At 44.9% G+C, this 17,814-nt stretch carries 17 protein-coding genes, 1 tRNA gene and 1 pseudogene; 13 read left to right on the top strand and 6 right to left on the bottom strand.

Annotated features, from left to right (window positions below):
- Nucleotides 1–2 precede the first annotated feature (2 nt).
- Entirely contained in the window at nucleotides 3–764 is a 762-nt protein-coding gene (locus tag GX654_06225; protein NLD36449.1) for a ParA family protein, read from the top strand.
- Complete coding sequence (locus GX654_06220; GenBank protein NLD36448.1) at nucleotides 757–1,611, top strand: ParB/RepB/Spo0J family partition protein; 855 nt, start codon at nucleotides 757–759, stop codon at nucleotides 1,609–1,611. The genes GX654_06225 and GX654_06220 overlap by 8 nt, the downstream gene beginning before the upstream one ends.
- Here GX654_06220 and plsY read toward each other — a convergent pair whose 3' ends face one another.
- The gene (plsY, locus tag GX654_06215; GenBank protein ID NLD36447.1) at nucleotides 1,612–2,208 is read right to left on the bottom strand and encodes a glycerol-3-phosphate 1-O-acyltransferase PlsY; all 597 of its coding nucleotides are present in this window, start codon (nucleotides 2,206–2,208) and stop codon (nucleotides 1,612–1,614) included.
- A gap of 136 nt (nucleotides 2,209–2,344) precedes the next feature.
- Here plsY and GX654_06210 point away from each other — a divergent pair, with 136 nt between their 5' ends.
- The 5 genes from GX654_06210 to mobB all read left to right on the top strand — a co-directional run bounded on the left by GX654_06210 (nucleotide 2,345) and on the right by mobB (nucleotide 7,907).
- The gene (locus GX654_06210) at nucleotides 2,345–3,523 is read left to right on the top strand and encodes a phosphoglycerate kinase (GenBank protein NLD36446.1); all 1,179 of its coding nucleotides are present in this window, start codon (nucleotides 2,345–2,347) and stop codon (nucleotides 3,521–3,523) included.
- A gap of 209 nt (nucleotides 3,524–3,732) precedes the next feature.
- The gene (locus GX654_06205; GenBank protein NLD36445.1) at nucleotides 3,733–4,968 is read left to right on the top strand and encodes a molybdopterin molybdotransferase MoeA; all 1,236 of its coding nucleotides are present in this window, start codon (nucleotides 3,733–3,735) and stop codon (nucleotides 4,966–4,968) included.
- Nucleotides 4,969–5,012: 44 nt separating this feature from the next.
- Complete coding sequence (locus GX654_06200; protein NLD36444.1) at nucleotides 5,013–6,947, top strand: molybdopterin biosynthesis protein; 1,935 nt, start codon at nucleotides 5,013–5,015, stop codon at nucleotides 6,945–6,947.
- Between the two features lie 59 nt (nucleotides 6,948–7,006).
- Nucleotides 7,007–7,348: a LysR family transcriptional regulator gene (locus tag GX654_06195; GenBank protein ID NLD36443.1), complete on the top strand. Its 342-nt coding sequence runs from the start codon at nucleotides 7,007–7,009 to the stop codon at nucleotides 7,346–7,348.
- A gap of 34 nt (nucleotides 7,349–7,382) precedes the next feature.
- A complete protein-coding gene (gene mobB, locus GX654_06190; GenBank protein NLD36442.1) occupies nucleotides 7,383–7,907 on the top strand; it encodes a molybdopterin-guanine dinucleotide biosynthesis protein B in 525 nt (174 codons plus the stop codon).
- 30 nt (nucleotides 7,908–7,937) lie between these two features.
- Here mobB and GX654_06185 read toward each other — a convergent pair whose 3' ends face one another.
- Together GX654_06185 and GX654_06180 are read right to left on the bottom strand one after the other, a co-directional pair.
- Nucleotides 7,938–9,233 carry an IMP cyclohydrolase gene (locus GX654_06185; GenBank protein ID NLD36441.1) on the bottom strand — a complete coding sequence of 432 codons (1,296 nt, stop codon included), beginning with the start codon at nucleotides 9,231–9,233 and terminating at the stop codon, nucleotides 7,938–7,940.
- A gap of 13 nt (nucleotides 9,234–9,246) precedes the next feature.
- A complete protein-coding gene (locus GX654_06180) occupies nucleotides 9,247–10,017 on the bottom strand; it encodes a GTP cyclohydrolase I FolE2 (protein NLD36440.1) in 771 nt (256 codons plus the stop codon).
- A 154-nt stretch (nucleotides 10,018–10,171) separates the two neighbouring features.
- Between GX654_06180 and GX654_06175 the strand changes: the two genes are divergently transcribed.
- Nucleotides 10,172–10,248 (top strand) — tRNA-Pro (locus GX654_06175).
- 66 nt (nucleotides 10,249–10,314) lie between these two features.
- Here GX654_06175 and GX654_06170 read toward each other — a convergent pair.
- Entirely contained in the window at nucleotides 10,315–12,465 is a 2,151-nt protein-coding gene (locus GX654_06170) for a GNAT family N-acetyltransferase (GenBank protein NLD36439.1), read from the bottom strand.
- Nucleotides 12,466–12,633: 168 nt separating this feature from the next.
- Here GX654_06170 and GX654_06165 point away from each other — a divergent pair, with 168 nt between their 5' ends.
- The 5 genes from GX654_06165 (at nucleotide 12,634) to GX654_06145 (ending at nucleotide 16,807) form a co-directional block, all read left to right on the top strand.
- A complete protein-coding gene (locus GX654_06165; protein NLD36438.1) occupies nucleotides 12,634–13,752 on the top strand; it encodes a GIY-YIG nuclease family protein in 1,119 nt (372 codons plus the stop codon).
- Nucleotides 13,753–13,856: 104 nt separating this feature from the next.
- Nucleotides 13,857–14,738, top strand: a complete 882-nt coding sequence (locus GX654_06160) for an SDR family NAD(P)-dependent oxidoreductase (protein NLD36437.1) — start codon at nucleotides 13,857–13,859, stop codon at nucleotides 14,736–14,738.
- Nucleotides 14,739–14,796: 58 nt separating this feature from the next.
- Complete coding sequence (cbiM, locus tag GX654_06155; protein NLD36436.1) at nucleotides 14,797–15,408, top strand: cobalt transporter CbiM; 612 nt, start codon at nucleotides 14,797–14,799, stop codon at nucleotides 15,406–15,408.
- Nucleotides 15,398–16,015: a hypothetical protein gene (locus GX654_06150; GenBank protein ID NLD36435.1), complete on the top strand. Its 618-nt coding sequence runs from the start codon at nucleotides 15,398–15,400 to the stop codon at nucleotides 16,013–16,015. The genes cbiM and GX654_06150 overlap by 11 nt, the downstream gene beginning before the upstream one ends.
- A gap of 24 nt (nucleotides 16,016–16,039) precedes the next feature.
- Complete coding sequence (locus GX654_06145; protein NLD36434.1) at nucleotides 16,040–16,807, top strand: DUF4198 domain-containing protein; 768 nt, start codon at nucleotides 16,040–16,042, stop codon at nucleotides 16,805–16,807.
- A 122-nt stretch (nucleotides 16,808–16,929) separates the two neighbouring features.
- Here the strand turns inward: GX654_06145 and GX654_06140 are convergent, their stop codons facing one another.
- Together GX654_06140 and GX654_06135 are read right to left on the bottom strand one after the other, a co-directional pair.
- Nucleotides 16,930–17,292, bottom strand: coding sequence for a cupin domain-containing protein (locus GX654_06140; protein ID NLD36433.1), 363 nt, complete (start codon nucleotides 17,290–17,292; stop codon nucleotides 16,930–16,932).
- 15 nt (nucleotides 17,293–17,307) lie between these two features.
- Nucleotides 17,308–17,694, bottom strand: a pseudogene (locus GX654_06135) (GNAT family N-acetyltransferase).
- Nucleotides 17,695–17,814 lie beyond the last annotated feature (120 nt).

Genomic DNA, 17,814 nt, shown 5'->3' with positions numbered 1-17,814 from the left:
TTATTACCATTTCAAATCAAAAGGGTGGGGTTGGAAAGACAACGACTGCGGTTAATCTGTCCGCCTCAATCGCAAAGGCAGGTAAAAGTGTGCTTATCATCGACTCTGATCCCCAGGGTAATGCCACAACCGGGCTGGGATACAGCAAGTCTTCCCTGAAGGCCGGGCTTTATGATTTTATGCTGGGCTCTGCTGGGGTTGATGTATCTGCAGTGAAGACAGAGATGCCCGGTATGTCCCTTATGGGGGCAACGAAAGAGCTGATCGGAGCAGAGGTTGAGATGTATCTGGAGGATAACCGGGAGTATCTGCTCAAGAAAAGGCTTGAGGGGATTAAGGATACGTATGATTTTATAATTATTGACTGCCCGCCATCCCTGGGATTCCTTACCATAAATGCAATAACCGCCTCTGATTATGTGCTTGTCCCTCTTCAGTGTGAATATTATGCTCTGGAAGGGCTGAGTCAACTGCTGGACACCCTGAAGGCAGTAAAAAAGAGTCTTAATCCGGGGCTTAAGATAGTTGGCATACTTCTCACAATGTATGATGCAAGGAATAACCTTTCCGCACAGGTGCAGGAGGAGGTGAGGGGGCATTTCAAAGGTACTGTCTTTGATACGGTGATTCCCAGGAATGTGCGGCTCAGTGAGGCTCCCAGCTATGGAAAGCCTATCATTATCTATGATGCGCAATCAAGGGGGGCGAGGAGTTATCTTGATCTGGCAAAGGAAGTAATAAAGAGAGGAGAAAAAAATGATTAAGAGAAAGGCATTGGGAAGGGGATTATCTGCGCTGATACCGGATGCAGAGGATACTGAAAAGGAGGCACCTAAATCCGGGGAGTATTTCCAGTGTCCTGTTGATGCTATTGAGCCGAACCCCATGCAGCCAAGACAGAATTTTGAAGATGCAGCAATTGAGGAGCTGGCAGGGTCAATAAGGGAAAAGGGTGTTATCACCCCTATTCTTGTAAGTAAAAACAGGGATGGGTACCAGCTTATAGCCGGTGAAAGACGATGGCGTGCTGCCCAGAGGGCTGGCCTTGAAACCGTTCCTGTTGTGGTAAAGGAGACAACCCCGATAGAGTCCCTGGAGTTGGCCCTTATTGAAAATATCCACAGGAGGGATCTTAACCCCATCGAAGAGGCCCAGGCATATCAGAGGTGGCTTGAGAACTCAAATACAACCCAGGAGACACTTGCCCAACGGGTGGGTAAAGACAGGTCAACCATCACGAATCTATTAAGGCTGCTTTCTCTTCCGATAGATGTGCAGAAGGATGTGATAGATGGTAACCTTACAATGGGTCATGCCCGTGTACTTGCCGGGCTAAAGACACCCGGGGAGCAGAAGAGTTTCAGGGATATAATAATAAAGGGGGAGCTTTCTGTAAGGCAGACAGAAAACCTGATAAAAAAGGCCGCTACCAAAAAACCAGTGAAAAAGGAGAAGGGTGAAGATGAATACTATATAGATACACTCGCTGACGGTTTAAAAAGGGCGCTTGGTACAAAGGTAGAGATAAAAAGGCAGGGAAAAAAGGGGCAGATCAACATATTCTTTAATTCGGATGAGGAGCTTGAAAGGCTGCTGGAGCATCTTTCATGATCAATTTCTCCATCTCCTTTCAGACCCCGTGATTATCCTGTTAATATTTTCACTGTGGGCCACAAGTATCAATAATGCGGTAAGCAGGGCAATAACAATGTAATGGGCAGGCTTATCCATCAGGGCCAATATAACAGGCATAAAGCATGCCCCGGATATTGATCCAAGCGATATGTAATTGAACAGATACACAGTTAAGAGGAAGATACAGAAGGATATTATGGCTGATATTGGTGAAAGGGCTAGAAATATGCCAAACCCGGTGGAAACACCCTTGCCGCCCCTGAACCTTAAAAAGGGAGAGTACATATGCCCTAAAAGAATAGCAAGGGAGAGGATGATCAGGAAGATATTATGGTATTGCACGGGGATCTTCATGCCTATCATCAGTGGCAAAAAACCCTTTAATATATCAAACATAAGGGTAATAAAACCCCACCTGACCCCGATCTCCCGTGCGACATTAGCGGCCCCGATATTACCGCTTCCCCTTCGGGTAATGTCTACCCCTGCTGCTAAACGGCCTATAATAAGCCCAAAGGGGATGGCCCCGATAAAAAACGATAATAAGATTACAAGCGCAAATAGGATGGACATGTTATTCCCTGGCATTGTATAGTATTTTTCAGAGGGATATCTTATCCAGTTTAGTCGTTATATGCAATGTATTTATAAATTGTATTAACAATGGTATTTAAGTATTATCAATGTTAATTAATGAAGAGGTGATAAAATGAATAAAAAATGCATTAAAGATGTAGATATTAAGAATAAAAGGGTATTGATAAGGGTAGATTTTAATGTTCCCCTGGATGATAATCTGAATATCACGGATGACAACCGGATAAGGGAGTCTCTCCCCACCATTGAATATGCCCTAAAAAATGGTGCAAAGGTGATACTGATGAGCCACCTTGGGAGGCCAAAAGGTGAGGTAAAGGAAAAGATGCGCCTTACACCGGTTGCCCACAGGCTCAGTGAGCTTTTAAAGAGGCCGGTCAAAAAGCCGGATAACTGTATTGGTCCTGAAGTTGTTGATATTGTTAATAAAATGCAGCCGGAGGAGGTTGTCCTCCTTGAAAACTTAAGGTTTCATAAGGAGGAGGAAAAAAATGACTCAGGGTTTGCAAAGGAGCTCTCCAGACTTGGTGATATATTTGTAAATGATGCTTTTGGCACATGTCACAGGGCGCATGCCTCTACAGAAGGGGTCACACACTATCTTGAATCAGTTTCAGGGTTTCTGGTTAAAAAGGAGATAGAGTATTTTGAAAAGGTAACAAGCTCCCCTGAAAGACCTTTTATACTTATACTTGGGGGTGCCAAGGTCTCTGACAAGGTGCCCTTAATAGAAAATATGCTCAAAAAGGTGGATGTAATACTCATAGGCGGCGCTATGGCCTATACCTTCCTGTATGCAAAGGGTATAAAGATAGGTTCATCAAGATATGAGCCGGAGGTGCTTGATCTGGCAAAGACCATCCTTGATAAGGCGGGTAAGGTGGAGCTTATACTTCCCAAGGATCATATTGCATGTGACAGCTTTGATAGCCCGAAAAAGATAATAACAACAGCGGATGAGAATATTAAGGATGGGTATCTGGGGGTTGATATTGGCCCCAAAACCATAGAGCTGTTCCTATCAAAAATAAAGAAGGCAGGCACTATCCTGTGGAACGGGCCAATGGGTGTGTTTGAGAGGGATGAGTTTGCAGAAGGCACAAATAGGATAGCGTTGGGAATAGCTGATTCTTCCGCAGTATCGGTAGTAGGTGGTGGAGACAGCGCTGCCGCAGCAAAAAAATTTGGCGTTGAAGAGAGGCTCTCTCATGTATCAACAGGGGGTGGCGCCTCTCTTGAATACCTTGAAGGAAAGATCCTGCCAGGCATAGCCGCATTATCTGACAAATAGAGTACATGCAAACCAGGACACCCTGTAACGCTAGGTTTACAGGGTGTCTTTTTATTCTGCTGCTATCCTCTATATGTTAACAAAAGTATAATTAAAATATTGTTAAACCCTCAACGATATGTTATGTCTAACATGAAATAATAATCGGATAACTGATTGAAAACCGGATATTTTTCCTGTTTGCAGGTATAGTAATTATAGGCGGTAACATATTGTTTTTTAAGGTAATTTCAACAGAAGAGGCCCTTGAAATTGTAAGGGGTTTTGTCCCGGTTGAAGAGGTGAAGGTTCCTGTTTCCGATGCGACCGGCCTCTATTTAAGCAGGGATATCATCTCCCCTGAAGAGCTGCCCGGGTTTTACAGGACATCGGTCGATGGGTATGCTGTTAAGGCGCAGGACACCTTTGGGGCCTCAGAGAGTCTGCCCGCATTCCTTGAAATTGCCGGAGAGACATTAATGGGGGATGTCCCGGACATTTCAGTTTCGTACGGAAAGGCAATAAAGATCTCCACAGGGGGCATGCTGCCTGAAGGGGCTGACGGGGTTGTCATGCTTGAATATTGTCATCCCCTTGATCAAAACACCATTGAGGTTTCCCGCGCCATATCACCACTTGAAAATGTGATATCTCCGGGTGATGATATAAAAAAGGGTGCAACAGCCTTTCATGCCAGAAGAAAAATGCGGCCACAGGACATAGGGTTACTTGCTGGCCTGGGCATAAGGGAGGTCCCAGTGTTCAGAAGGCCCAGGGTTGCCATTATCTCTACCGGTGATGAGATCGTCCCCATTGAAAATGATCCGGGGCCGGGCAGGGTAAGGGATATAAACAGCTATACCCTTAATGCCTTCTGTCTGGAGCAGGGTGCAGAGCCAGTTATAATGGGCTTATGCAGAGACGATTTTGAGGAGCTCAAAAAATTAGTGGAAAAGGGGCTTACCTGCGCAGACACAGTCTGGATATCAGGTGGAAGCTCTGTAGGCACAAGGGATATGACACTCAATGTCCTTGAGTCTTTTAATCATATGGAGTTACTAGCCCATGGCATATCCATAAGCCCTGGCAAACCGACAATAATAGCAAAGGTAGGTAACCGCGCAGTGTTCGGTCTTCCCGGGCATACGGCCTCTGCAATGGTGGTGGCAGAAGTGTTTTTAAAGGAATTTATCAGAAGGCTTTCAGGAAGCAATGCGGATGATACAGTTTTGAACAGAGGCATCAAGGCCGTTATGAGCAGAAACATAGAATCAAAAAGCGGGCGTGATGACTTTATAAGGGTCAGGCTAGAAAATGATAATGGTAAACTTCTGGCAGTACCGGTTTTTGGTAAGTCAGGCCTGATATCCACGCTGGTTGATGCCCATGGGCTGATCAGAATAGAGAGAAACTCTGAAGGGGTCTATCAGGGGCAGGTAGTTGATGTCATGCTTTTCAATAACTGACGGGATGTGTTTTATAGTTGTTTAAGGATTCTTCGGAGTATTACATGAAACGGAATGTATACCTTGATCTTAAGACATTAAAGGATGCAAGGGAGATTTTTTTTAAAAGGTGGGAAAGCAGGAAGAGCCTGCCTGAAATTATTGATGTTGATCACAGCCTTGGTCGCGTGACCGCAGAGCCTGTGTTTGCAAGGCTTTCAGCCCCATCCTATCATGCCGCTGCAATGGACGGTATTGCAGTAAGGGCAGAAGATACATACGACACCACAGAAAAAAATCCGAAAACACTTAAGATCGGGAAGGATGCCCTCTGGAGCAATACAGGGCAGCCCCTGCCTAAAGATTACAATGCCATAATAATGGTGGAAAAGCTGCATCAGATAGATGAAGAGACCATTGAAATCATGTCCCCTGCATACCCCTGGCAGAATATACGCAAGGTGGGTGAGGATATTGTGGCAACACAGCTTCTTTTGCCACAGAATCACATGATAAGACCCTATGACATGGGTGCCCTTATTTCAGCAGGTATCATCCGCATATCGGTAAGACGAAGGCCTGTGGTAACCATAATCCCTACAGGGACAGAGCTTGTAAGTCTCAGGGATATAGGGGAGAATATGGATTCCCTTTCCGAGGGCCAGATAATAGAGTCCAACTCGGTTACTCTCTCCGCTCTTGTAGCAGAAAGCCACGGCATCCCGGTCGTAAAGGGTATCATCCCGGACAATATGGAGTCCATACGCAATGCGCTTATCAGCGCCTCAGAATCCGAGGCTGATATGATCATAATCAATGCAGGGTCATCAGCAGGCAGCAAGGATTATACAGCGGGCATCATAGCAGAGCTGGGCATAGTGCATGTACATGGCGTGGCCATGATGCCTGGAAAGCCCACTATCCTTGGTGAAATCAATGACAAGCCTGTTATAGGAAACCCCGGGTATACAGTGTCAGCGGTGCTCTCATTTGATCAGTTTGTAAAACCACTTTTACACAGCATGCAGGATATCAGGCTAAAGAATAGAAAGACCATAGCCGTGCAACCGTCACGTAATATCCCTTCTAAACTTGGCACAGAGGAGTTCTTAAGGGTTAATATAGGCAGTGTCGGAGGCAAGATGGTGGCAACACCCCTTCCAAGGGCAGCAGGGTCAGTAACTACACTTACAAGGGCCGAGGGCATTATAAGGATACCGGCCCTGTCCGAAGGGATCACCCAGGAAGAGGAGGTGGAGGCTGAACTCTTAGTTGATGATGAGGAGCTGAAAAACACCATTGTTATTATAGGGAGTCATGACATAACCCTTGATATTATCTCCGATGAGATAAGAAAGGAAGGAAAGGATATAAGGGTCTCTTCCGGTAACGTGGGTAGCCTCGGTGGGCTCATGGCAATAAAAAAGGGGGTATGTCACCTGGGCGGTTCGCATCTCCTTGATGAGGAGACCGGGGAGTATAACCTTTCATATATCAGGAAATATCTCAAAGGCATAAAAGTGAGTCTGTTTCACCTTGTCATGAGGGATCAGGGGCTGATCGTTAAAAAGGGTAACCCGAAGGGCATAAAGGGCGTAGAAGATCTATTAAGAGAGGATATCTCCTTTATGAACAGGCAGGCAGGTTCAGGCACCCGCATTCTTTTTGATTATAAGCTTAAACAATCAGGGTATGCACCTTCACAGATAAAGGGATATGACCATGAGGAGTATACCCATATGGCTGTTGCAGTGGATGTTTTAAGCGGTGCTGCTGACTGTGGCATGGGTATATATGCAGCGGCAAAGGCCCTGGATCTGGAGTTCATACCGATTGTGAGAGAGCAGTATGATCTTATAATCCCCTCTGAGCACCTTAAGAATCAAAATATTGCGGAGCTTATTAAAACAATAGGGACTGATAGTTTTAGAAAAAGGGTAACAGGGCTTGGCGGATACGACCCCTCTAAAAGCGGAGATCTCTGGGTTGAGCTGGGGTAATTTTTATTTGAGTTTTTATGTTAAACATAATATAAGGATTCATAATAAAAGGAGATTCAATGGTGGAACTAAAACTGCTTTCAAAGCAATGGGTTGTTGACGAAAACAATAACATCATTATTGGTGAAGGAAGAAAGAAGATCCTTGAGACAATCGAAAAGACAGGGTCTCTTAACCAGACAGCAAAGGTTATGAAGATGTCCTACAAGGGGGTCTGGAGCAAGATAAAGACTACAGAAGGATATTTGAAGTCGCGGATTGTAGATACTGACAGAAAGATGGGTTCCAAGCTTACCGAAGAGGGTAAAGAGCTGTTAAAAAAATACAACCAGCTTAAAAAAGCATGCCTTGATGCTGATGACCACATCTTCAGTGAAATCTTTGAAAAGAAGAAAGAATGAGTCTGTTGAATAACCTATCTCAGGATCCTTGTAATTGCTTATCATAAATGATACATCTATTCCTCCTGCAGTAATAATTGCAGGGTGGTCTGGTTCAGGAAAGACGACCCTTGTAGAAAAACTCCTGCCACTCTTAAAGAAAAGGAATCTTAAGGTGGGCACAGTGAAACATCACCATGCTGCCCTTGAAATAGATAAAGAGGGGAAAGACACCTATCGCCACAGGAGGGCGGGCGCAGACAGGACGATCATCTCATCCCCTGACTCTATTGTCATGATGATGGGATCTGATCATGACCCCCTGCTTGATGAACTCCTCCCATTTATGCAGGGCATGGATATTGTAATTGTTGAAGGGTATAAGAGGGAAAATCGGCCCAAGATAGAGATCTTCAGGTCAGCTGTCCATGAAAAACCGAGGTTTATTCATGACCCTGACCTGATTGCAGTTGCCTCAGATACAAAACTTGATCTCAGTGTCCCGGTCTTTGACCTTGATAACCCTGAAGGTCTTGCAGATTTTATTTGTGAGTATTTTAATCTGCCCCTTAAACCTTAAACCTCAGACCGAAAACCGCATACCTGTCTTTTAATGCTTAAACGCCCGCTGGCCTGTAAAGACCATTGTTACCTGAGGGTTTGCTTCGTTACAGGCTTCGATTACCTCAAAGTCCCTCATGGAACCACCCGGCTGCACAATGGCTGTGATCCCCTGCTCTAAACCTACATCCACACCATCCCTGAATGGGAAAAATGCGTCAGAGACCATGGTGGAGCCTGTTAACCCACCCTTGGCCTCCATTGTCTCAAGGTCAATATCTGTAATAATGTCACTATCTGCTTCACCTTTTTTTACCTTCAACTCCATATCTTTATATGGAATGCCGTGTTGCTTAAAACAGAGGGCATCAGCATACTTGGTGTATGCCTTCATGACTGCTATCTCTGCAACGCCCACGCGGTCCTGTTCGCCTGTGCCTATGCCGACAGTCACACCATCCTTTACATAGATAACCGAATTGGATGTAACCCCCTGCTCCACCTGCCAACCAAAGAGCATGTCAGCATAATCTGATTCACCTGGTTTTTTTTCTATGGTGTAGACCTTGCCCTTGTATTCAACGGTAGCGGGCTTAAAATCGGCAGCGCTCCTTATAATGTTGATGGGTGACTGCTGTACCATAAGGCCGCCATCAATAAGGCTCTTGAAATCTACAAACCTGTTCTCCTTGAAATACTCAAGGTCGCTGATCCTACTGATCTTTATTATGCGCAGGTTTTTACGTTTTGCCAGAACCGGGATAGTGCCCTCTTCAAAATCAGGGGCAGCAACCACTTCAACATATATGTCGGATAAAAGATTTGCCGTTGCCATGTCAATCGGCCTGTTAAATACAGCACAGCCGCCAAATGCAGCTACCCTGTCTGCCATGTTAGCGCGGTAGAATGCCTCTGAAAGGCTGGGACCATATGCAACACCGCAGGGGTTGTTATGCTTTACTATAACGGCAGCAGGATTAAGGGTAAGATACTTCATGATGTTCAGGGCATTATCTATATCTGTAAGGTTGGTCTTTCCCGGATGCTTTCCTGATTGAATCATATCCTCTTCTGTAATGGCTGATATCAACCCCTTTCCCGGTTCAATAAACTTGCAGCCGCCCAGTAAAAGGTTCCCGTTGGTAAGCTCATACATGGCCGCCTCCTGGCCAGGGTTTTCACCATACCTTAGCCCCTTTTCTATAAGCTCGCCACTATCTTCGTCCTGGATCCGCCATGTCCTTTTCCTGTAGAAAAGGGTCTGCCCCCCAAAGGAGATGGTTATCTCAGGGGGAAAGTGGTCATCCATTACTGTTTTGTACATTTTTTTTAGGTCATCTGACATGGTGAATACCCCTTTAGTCCTTGTGTTTTTCTATATATGCATATGCATTGTGGTTATGGATAGATTCAAAGTTTTCTGACTCCACCGCAAACCACGTAATATTTGGATCATTATTAAGTTTCAAGGCAATGTCCCTGACAATATCCTCAACAAACTTCGGGTTCTGGTATGCCTTTTCAGTAACATACTTTTCATCCTCCCTTTTCAGCACAGAATATACCTCGCTTGATGCGGTCTCTTCCACGAGCTTAATAAGGTCTTCTATCCAGATAAACTTTTTAAACCTTACCTTAAGGGTTACGATCCCCCTCTGGTTATGTGCACCAAAATCGCTAATCTCCTTTGAGCATGGGCAGAGGGTGGAGATAGGCACATTTATTATGGTAACAATATCAAGCCCTTTGTCCATAATTCCCCTGAAGCAGCAGTTATATTCCATGAGTCCCTCGCTTCCGGTAACAGGCGCCATCTTGTTGATAAAATAGGGAAATGTGATTTCCATATGGGCGCTTTCAGCGTTAAGCCTTGTCTTTACCTCCAGGAGGATCTCAGAAAAGTTCTGGAGCGAGATCAGCTTGCTGTGCTCATTCAGTACCTCAACAAAACGGCTCATATGTGTACCCTTGTACTGCCTGGGGAGATTCACGTACATGTTAATATTGGCGACGGTCAGCTGCTTTCCGTTGTTTTTATCAAGAACTGTAATGGGGTACCTGATATCCTTTACCCCAACCTGGTCAATATCTATATTTCTATGGTCTTTGTGACTCTGTATGTCTTCCATCATTTTCCTTATAACAATCAGTAAGATAAGAGCCTTTTTTAGAACGTGGGAGGGTATAAGTCAAATAAAAACGTGCCTCAAGAATTGCTTGCAATTTTGAAATAAAAGGTATAGATTTCCCTGACTTTGTGGCATTTGTTTTTAGATCACAAATCGGGGCGTGGCGCAGACTGGTAGCGCGCCTGCTTTGGGAGCAGGACGTCGGAGGTTCAAATCCTCTCGCCCCGACCATTCAATTATTTAATCCGAAATTATATGTTTTTTTAAGTAGTGATAAGCGTTTTAGTCTGACATGGCTTATTCCACAAGCATCCTTGCATCCAGAACCAGACAGCCCTTTCCCTCTGGCAGTACTTTAACAGGGTTAATGTCCATTTCAATGATCTCAGGGATATCCTTAACCATTTGCGAGATTCTTAAGAGGAGTTCCTTTATGGCGTTAATATCCATTAATGGCATGCCCCTGTACCCTGTGAGCATTCTTTTCACCCTGGTTTCCCCGATCATCTCCTCTGCATCAATATCTGTTAAAGGGAGAAGCCTTGTTACAGTGTCATTAATGAGTTCGGTATATATGCCGCCCGCGCCAAACATGATCACGTGCCCTGCCGACTTATCATTTTTAACACCCATAAAGAGCTCAATGCCATGAGTGATCATCCTCTGAACAATCACCCCTCTCATTTCTACTGAAAGGCACTTTTTTTCCAGATTCCCTCTTATTGCATTAAAGGCAATAATTGCATCTTCTTCTGTTTTAACATCAAGGATTACCCCTCCGACCTCGCTTTTGTGGGTAATAGTTGATGAAACAAGCTTTATCGCAACAGGGGTGCCTATCTTATGAGTAGCCCTGGCAGTCTCCTCAGGTGAGTTTGCAAACAGGGTTTCAGCGCACAATATTCCATAACAGGTAAAGAGGCTGTTTAATATATCACTGGGTATCCATTGAGGTTTGTTTGAAGTATCAACTGTAAATGGGTTTATGAGCCTTTTCCCTGCTTCCGTATCTATATTCTTAAATTCAGGGATAACACCCTGTTCGCGACTGATCATATCGCTGTATCTCACAGCATTTGCAAGGGCTTTAATAGCATCCTCAGGAAAAGGAAAATAGGGGACAAAGGTATCATTATTCACCCTTTTACCTTTAAGGCCGGTATCACCGACAAAGGATGCAATGATGCTCTTCCCCCTCTTTTTTGCCTCCGGTTCGAGCCTTTCTATGACCGCCTCTATATGACTTACCCCTTCTCCTGCCGGTGGGACATATATCAATATGACAGCATCATTCTCAGGGCTCTCTATCAGTATGCGTGCGCAGGCCACAAATTCCGTATCAGGGGTGCCCGCAGTAAGATCAAGGGGGTTATGGATGTTTATTGGCCTGAGTGTTTTTTTATTCAGCCTTTCAACAAGCCCTTTAGAGAAGGGTTCTATATTAAGCCCCTGCGCCTCTGCCTCATCTGCTGCAATAGTGCCTGGCCCCCCGCCGTTTGTAATTATGGCAATCCTCTTACCCTTTGGCACGGGCTGACCTGAAAGGAGCATTGCAGAGTGGAATAGCTCCTGCACAGATTCTACCCTTAAAATTCCAGCCCGGTGGAACAGGGCATCTGTTATCGCTCTATCTGTTGCCATTGCCCCTGTATGGGAAAAGGCCGCCTTTGCGCCTGCTTCTGTGATACCTCCCTTCAGGGCAAGTATCGGCTTTTTAAGGGAGACCCTTTTTGCAACCCGATAGAACTCCTCAGGGTTATCAAAGGACTCAAGGTACAAAAGGATTACCTTTGTAGAATCATCATTTTCCCAGTATCTTAAAAGATCAGATGGCCCGATATCCGACCTGTTGCCTGCACTTAAAATAGATGAAAACCCGGCGTTAAAATTTTTAGAATACTTGAGAAGAGAAACACAGAGTGCCCCACTCTGGGAAAAAAAGGCCATGCGCCCCCTGTCCGGCAGTGCCATACAAAAGGAGGCATTCAGGGAGATATCAGGGTCTGTATTAATAAACCCCATACAGTTTGGCCCGAGTATCCGCATGCCATAGTTAATGGCGGTTTCACGGAGGGCAATTTCCATTTCTGCGCCTTCAGGGCCAAGCTCTTTGAACCCATCAGATATGACAACCAGCCCCTTTACATCCTTTTTGCCGCACTCACGGGCCACCTTTAACACACTTGTTGCTGGCACAACGATTATGGCAAGGTCAATCGTGCCATCTATATCAATGATGCTCTTCACTGCCTTTACAGACATGACTGTACCGGAGGTGGCAGAGACAGGATAGACCTTTCCTTTATACCCGTTCCTGATTATGGAGCGGAAAATCAGGTTGCCAAGTGTATCCTTCCTGTTTGAGGCGCCTATCACCGCAACAGATTCGGGCCTCAGTATCCTGTTAAGGGTTTTAATGTCAGGTATCGGATCTTTCTTTTTTTTCATGGTAGCCATCTATGTCCCGCTATTTTTATAAATCAGGCTATACATAACAAAAGGCAGGGATAAAATCATGTTAAAAAGAGGCTGACATTCTATCTTCACGGGTATACATTGGCGCAAAGACTATAAAGAGTTTTACCATACTCAGTCTCTGTATAAGGGCATATTCCAGTGAAAAAAGAGAAGAGAGGCAAGGCCCCTGCAAATTTTGATTTCATACCGGAGATGTATCCTGCTCTGCCAGGGTGTTATCTTATGAAGGATAAAAAGGGCAGCGTAATATATGTGGGAAAGGCAAAGGATCTGCGCAGGAGACTCTCCTATTATTTCCGCAGCACAAGGCAGAATGTGAAGACCAGAAGGCTCGTCCCAAAAATATATAATATTGAGATCATAATCGTAAACAATGAGACAGAGAGCCTTATACTGGAAAACAATCTCATAAAGCTCTATAAACCCGGGTATAACAGCATGCTTAAGCAGGATGATGTTGGTTACCCCTTTATCGTGCTAACAGGTGAAGGGCTTCCGCGTTTGTTGCCATACAGGAAAAACTGGTCAAACAGGCAGTGGGCCGATACTGAGGGAAAGGAAGAGGGAAGAAGGTTCGGCCCATACCTTAACAAGGAATACCGGGATGCAGTTATGGATCTTGCAATAGAGACCTTCGGGCTCCGCATATGCAGGCATCTACCCAAAAAGAGCTGCTTCAGATACAGGCTAAAAAAATGCAGCGGTATATGCGAAGGTATTATTTCTCCTGATACCTACATGGATAATGTCAGGCAGGCAATTGAACTGCTTGAATACAGATATTCGGAGATTATTGTCATGCTGAAGCGGGAGATGGAAACCTGCGCTGGGGCGCTTGATTTTGAGGGAGCAGCAAAACTCAGGGACAGGATTATGTTAATAGAGAATCTCCTTGAGAAACAGATTGTTGAAAGGGATGAAAAACATGATCAGGATATCCTTTATTTTGGCGACACCCATGTGATGGTATTGGAGCTAAAAAAGGGCGTACTCCTTAAAGCAGGGTTTTTCAGCTTTCATAATGAGACAGATTTTTTACTCACCCGCTACACGGATCACTCCCCTGAAGAGATTATTGTGAACAGGCAAATAAATGCAGGTGATTTGGAAAAACAGCCCTTTTCAAAAAATAAAACCCCTGTTAGAATCACTATCCCTGAAACAGAGATCGAATCCGAACTTCTTTTATTATGCAGAAAGAACTATGAATATCATAAAGACAGGGCGCAGGGCTCAGGGAGCCTCCTCCGTCGCTAAAGCTATGGCAGGACAGGAGGCGCAAGGAAAATGCATTTAATTAATTGGATGATATGATATATCTTTTTGAATTTTAGATATAAATATTTTATCAGGGAGAAAAAATGGGAGAGATGCTTAAGAACAGGGTTGCTGTTGTAACCGGGGCAGGAAATGGTCTGGGCCGGGCAGAGGCCATTGCAATGGCATCACAGGGGGCGAAGGTTGTGGTAAATGACCTCGGTACAAGCCATGACGGCAAAGGGGCATCATCAGAGGCGGCTGACAAAGTGGTGGGGCAAATAAAAAAGGCAGGGGGAGAGGCAGTAGCAAACTATGACAGCGTGGCAAGCGAAGAGGGGGCAAAGAATATCATTCATACTGCCATAAAAAATTATGGCCGCCTGGATATCCTTATCAATAATGCCGGGATCATTCGCACAGATGTTATATGGGATATTAAGACTGAGGACTGGGATGCAATGGTCAAGACCCATCTCTATGGAACATTCTTCTGCGCCAGGTCTGCCTCCATGATCATGAAGGAGCAGGGATATGGCAGGATTGTCTGCACATCATCCCACATAGGCTTTGGCTTTTTCGGGCAGGCTGCATACTCATGCGTAAAGGAGGGGATAGTGGGTTTTGCGCGTACAGTGGCAAGGGATATGGGCAAGTTCGGTACAACCTGCAATGTGATTCGCCCTCTCGCAGCATGGCGCGGTGTGGTAGACAAGGTTGGTATAATGGAGGAAAACAAACCGGAGGATGTGGCCACCCTTGTGACATACCTTGCAAGTGAACAGGCAGGCAACATTAACGGCTGCATATTTGAGGTGTTTAAAAACAGGGTGGGGATATTTACAGAGCCACAGCCGCTTGAGCAGGTGCTCTGCAAGGATGGGAGATGGACTCCTGATGAGCTCGCACGGGTAATGCCTGAAACCCTTACCAGGGGAAAGCAGAGGGAGGTGTACCCCAAAACCCTTCCATATATATTTGATTGATTGTATGTTTAATGCCCATTAGTTAATGACAGGGTTTTGATTTTGAAAGGATAATATTTTGCATATCACTGAAGGCATACTTACCGGGCCTGTGCTTTTTACAGGTGCAGCACTCACTGTGGCAGGCACGGCTGTCGGACTGAAAAAGCTTGATTATGACAGCATACCAAGGGTTGCCATACTTTCAGCAGGTTTTTTTGTCGCCTCCCTGATACATGTGCCTGTGGGGCCTGCGAGTGTACACCTTGTCCTTAACGGGCTTGTGGGTATCATGCTTGGCTGGTTGGCCTTTCCTGCCATCCTTATAGGCCTGTTACTCCAGGCAATACTTTTTCAGTTCGGGGGATTTACAACGCTCGGGGTCAATACACTTAATATGGCGCTCCCAGCGCTGTTGTGCCACTTGCTTTTTAAAAGGAGTGTGAAGGGCATAAATGCGGTAACCTCGTCAGCTGCATCCTTCATGTGCGGTTTTATGGCGGTCTTTTTAAGCAGTATTATGGTCGGGCTTTCTCTCTATTTTACAGCGCAACAGTTTTTGATTATCTCAAAACTGATTGTTGTCTCCAATATGCCCATAATGCTTATAGAGGGTATTGTGACCCTCTTCTGTGTCAGGTTTTTAAAAAAGGTCAAACCGGATATCTTTGAGGCGTTCTATGAAAAATAGTAAAAAATACAAAACAGGTTCTTCAGTAATAATCATGATTATCTTCCTGATGCTTTCTTTTTCGTCTTATGTATATGCACACAGGGTCTATCTTTTTGCCTGGGAAGATGGGGGTACAATATATACAGAGAGCTATTTCAGCGGTAATAAGAAGGTTCAGGACGGAATCATACGGGTCTTTAACATGGAAGGAAAGGAGCTACTGAGCGGTAAGACCAATGATGCGGGCGAGTTTTCATTCCGAATACCGGAGATCACAGATCTAAAAATAGTTCTTGAATCCTCTATGGGCCATGGGGCCGAATATATATTGAAGGGTTCGGAGATCTCTGAAGGAGAGAAGATAGAGACAAATAATGCTTCAGAAATTGTAGAGTCGATAGATACAGAGGCCCTGCCTGATACTGATCAGCTTAAAAGGGTAATTGATGCAGCCCTTGATGAGAGGCTTAAACCGGTCATAAGAGAACTTGCAATGCTCAGGGAAGATAAAGGGCAGGGTGTTACTGAGATTATTGGCGGCATAGGGTATATCTTCGGGATCATGGGTGTAATCGCATATATGCAATCAAGGCACAGGTTGAAAGGCGCAGGGCGCAAGGCTTAAGGAAAATTAGAGGAGGAGACAATTATGAAAAAGAAAATAGGTTTTATTCTATTTATTTTAATGGTTGCTTTTAACTGCAATGCATTTGCCCATTTCGGCATGGCAATACCCTCGACAAGCATGGTGATGCAGGGGGATGCAAGGGATGTTATCTTTGAGATTTCTTTTTCACACCCGTTTGAGATGGTGGGCATGGACATGGAAAGGCCAGTAAAATTTGAACTGATCATGAATAATGAAAAAACAGACCTTCTTCCTTCCCTTAAGGAGACAAGTATCATGGGTAAAAAGGGATGGCACATGAGCAGGAAGATAAACAGACCGGGTGTCTACTGGCTTCATGTGGAGCCAACGCCTTACTGGGAATCGGCTGAGGACTGTTATATCATCCATTACACAAAAACAGTTGTAGCCGCATTTGGAGACGATGAGGGGTGGGACAGACCCATAGGAGTTAAAACCGAGATTGTACCACTTACAAGGCCATTCGGGCTTTATGCCGGAAACCTGTTTCAGGGAGTAGTGCTTGTGGATGGAAAACCCGCGCCTGGCACAGAGGTTGAGATAGAATATTATAATAGAGATAAAAAGAGCAGCGCGCCCAATGACTATTTTATCACACAGGTGGTAAAGACAGACAGTAGCGGGGTATTTTCATATGCGGTCCCAAAGGCGGGATGGTGGGGATTTGCAGGGCTTAATACCTCGGACAAAAAGATAAAACATGATGGTGAGGAAAAGGATGTGGAGATAGGGGCTGTGCTCTGGATAGAATTCAAAGAGATGAAATGAGAGGGAACAACAGATGATGAAAGGCTCAGGACAAGTGTTTGCATATCTGTACCTTTGCGAATTTTTTTAACCTTGTAGAGACAGGGCATGCCCTGTCTCTGGTCAAAATGTATCACATGGCACTATTCATCCCTGTGAACCGCAGTTTGTGAAAAGGCCGGAACGCAGATTGAGAAATATTCAGCGCCCCCCTCGTCAGGGGTGCTGAATCGAACCCGCTCATTTGCATGCACTATAATAGCTTCATCCGGGTGAATAATGAACACTTCACCACCGGATTGAATCTGTAGTATCCCTTTTAGTACAAATAAACACTCCATGAATTCCGGCCTTTGATCCGGCCCCTGCCATCGCGGAGGCCTTACCACACGGGCGATGCTGACCTCTGTTGTTTTTGAATTTATACGACCAATAAACTCCTCAATCCTCTCGAATTTATCCCCGCCTGCCTCGATGATTGCAGGCTGTTCAATCTTTACTGGCATATTTGTTCCTTTTTTTTATGACGTTGCAGTTCGTTCAGTGTTCAGGTCCAGATAACGACTTTCTTTATATACCCTGAACCCCATTTTAGTCCAGAAGGTTGTTGAAATCTCATTGGTAGCCGCTACGCCAATTTCAGCACGGGTCATCCCTTTTTGAATAAACCACTCTTTAGCTATGTTAACTAAATGCAACCCTATACCTGTCCTTCTGTATTTTGCTGTGACGGCCAGATCACTGATTAGTCCATACTGTTTTACTTCAAAGACAGGAGGATAATCCTGGATCATTGCCAGGATATAACCGACAGCCTCTTTCTCTGTTTCTGCTATATAGACTACTGCATCATCTTTGCTAATATTCTCAAGAAGAAAGTTTCCAAAATTTTCAGGCCCCTCTTTAGCCCGACTTTCGCTATTCGATTAGTGTTTTAGTAAAAATGACGATTTTTCGGGGTATAAGTAACTGTAATTATTAGAGAGGGGTGTGAAAACCCGTTGTAGTGAAGACCTACCCCCTTGAAT

This window comes from Desulfatiglans sp. (assembly GCA_012513605.1).
Taxonomy (GTDB): Bacteria; Desulfobacterota; DSM-4660; order Desulfatiglandales; family HGW-15; genus JAAZBV01.
Note: the sequence above shows the minus strand (reverse complement) of the source record. Positions and strands in the feature narration are given on the sequence as shown.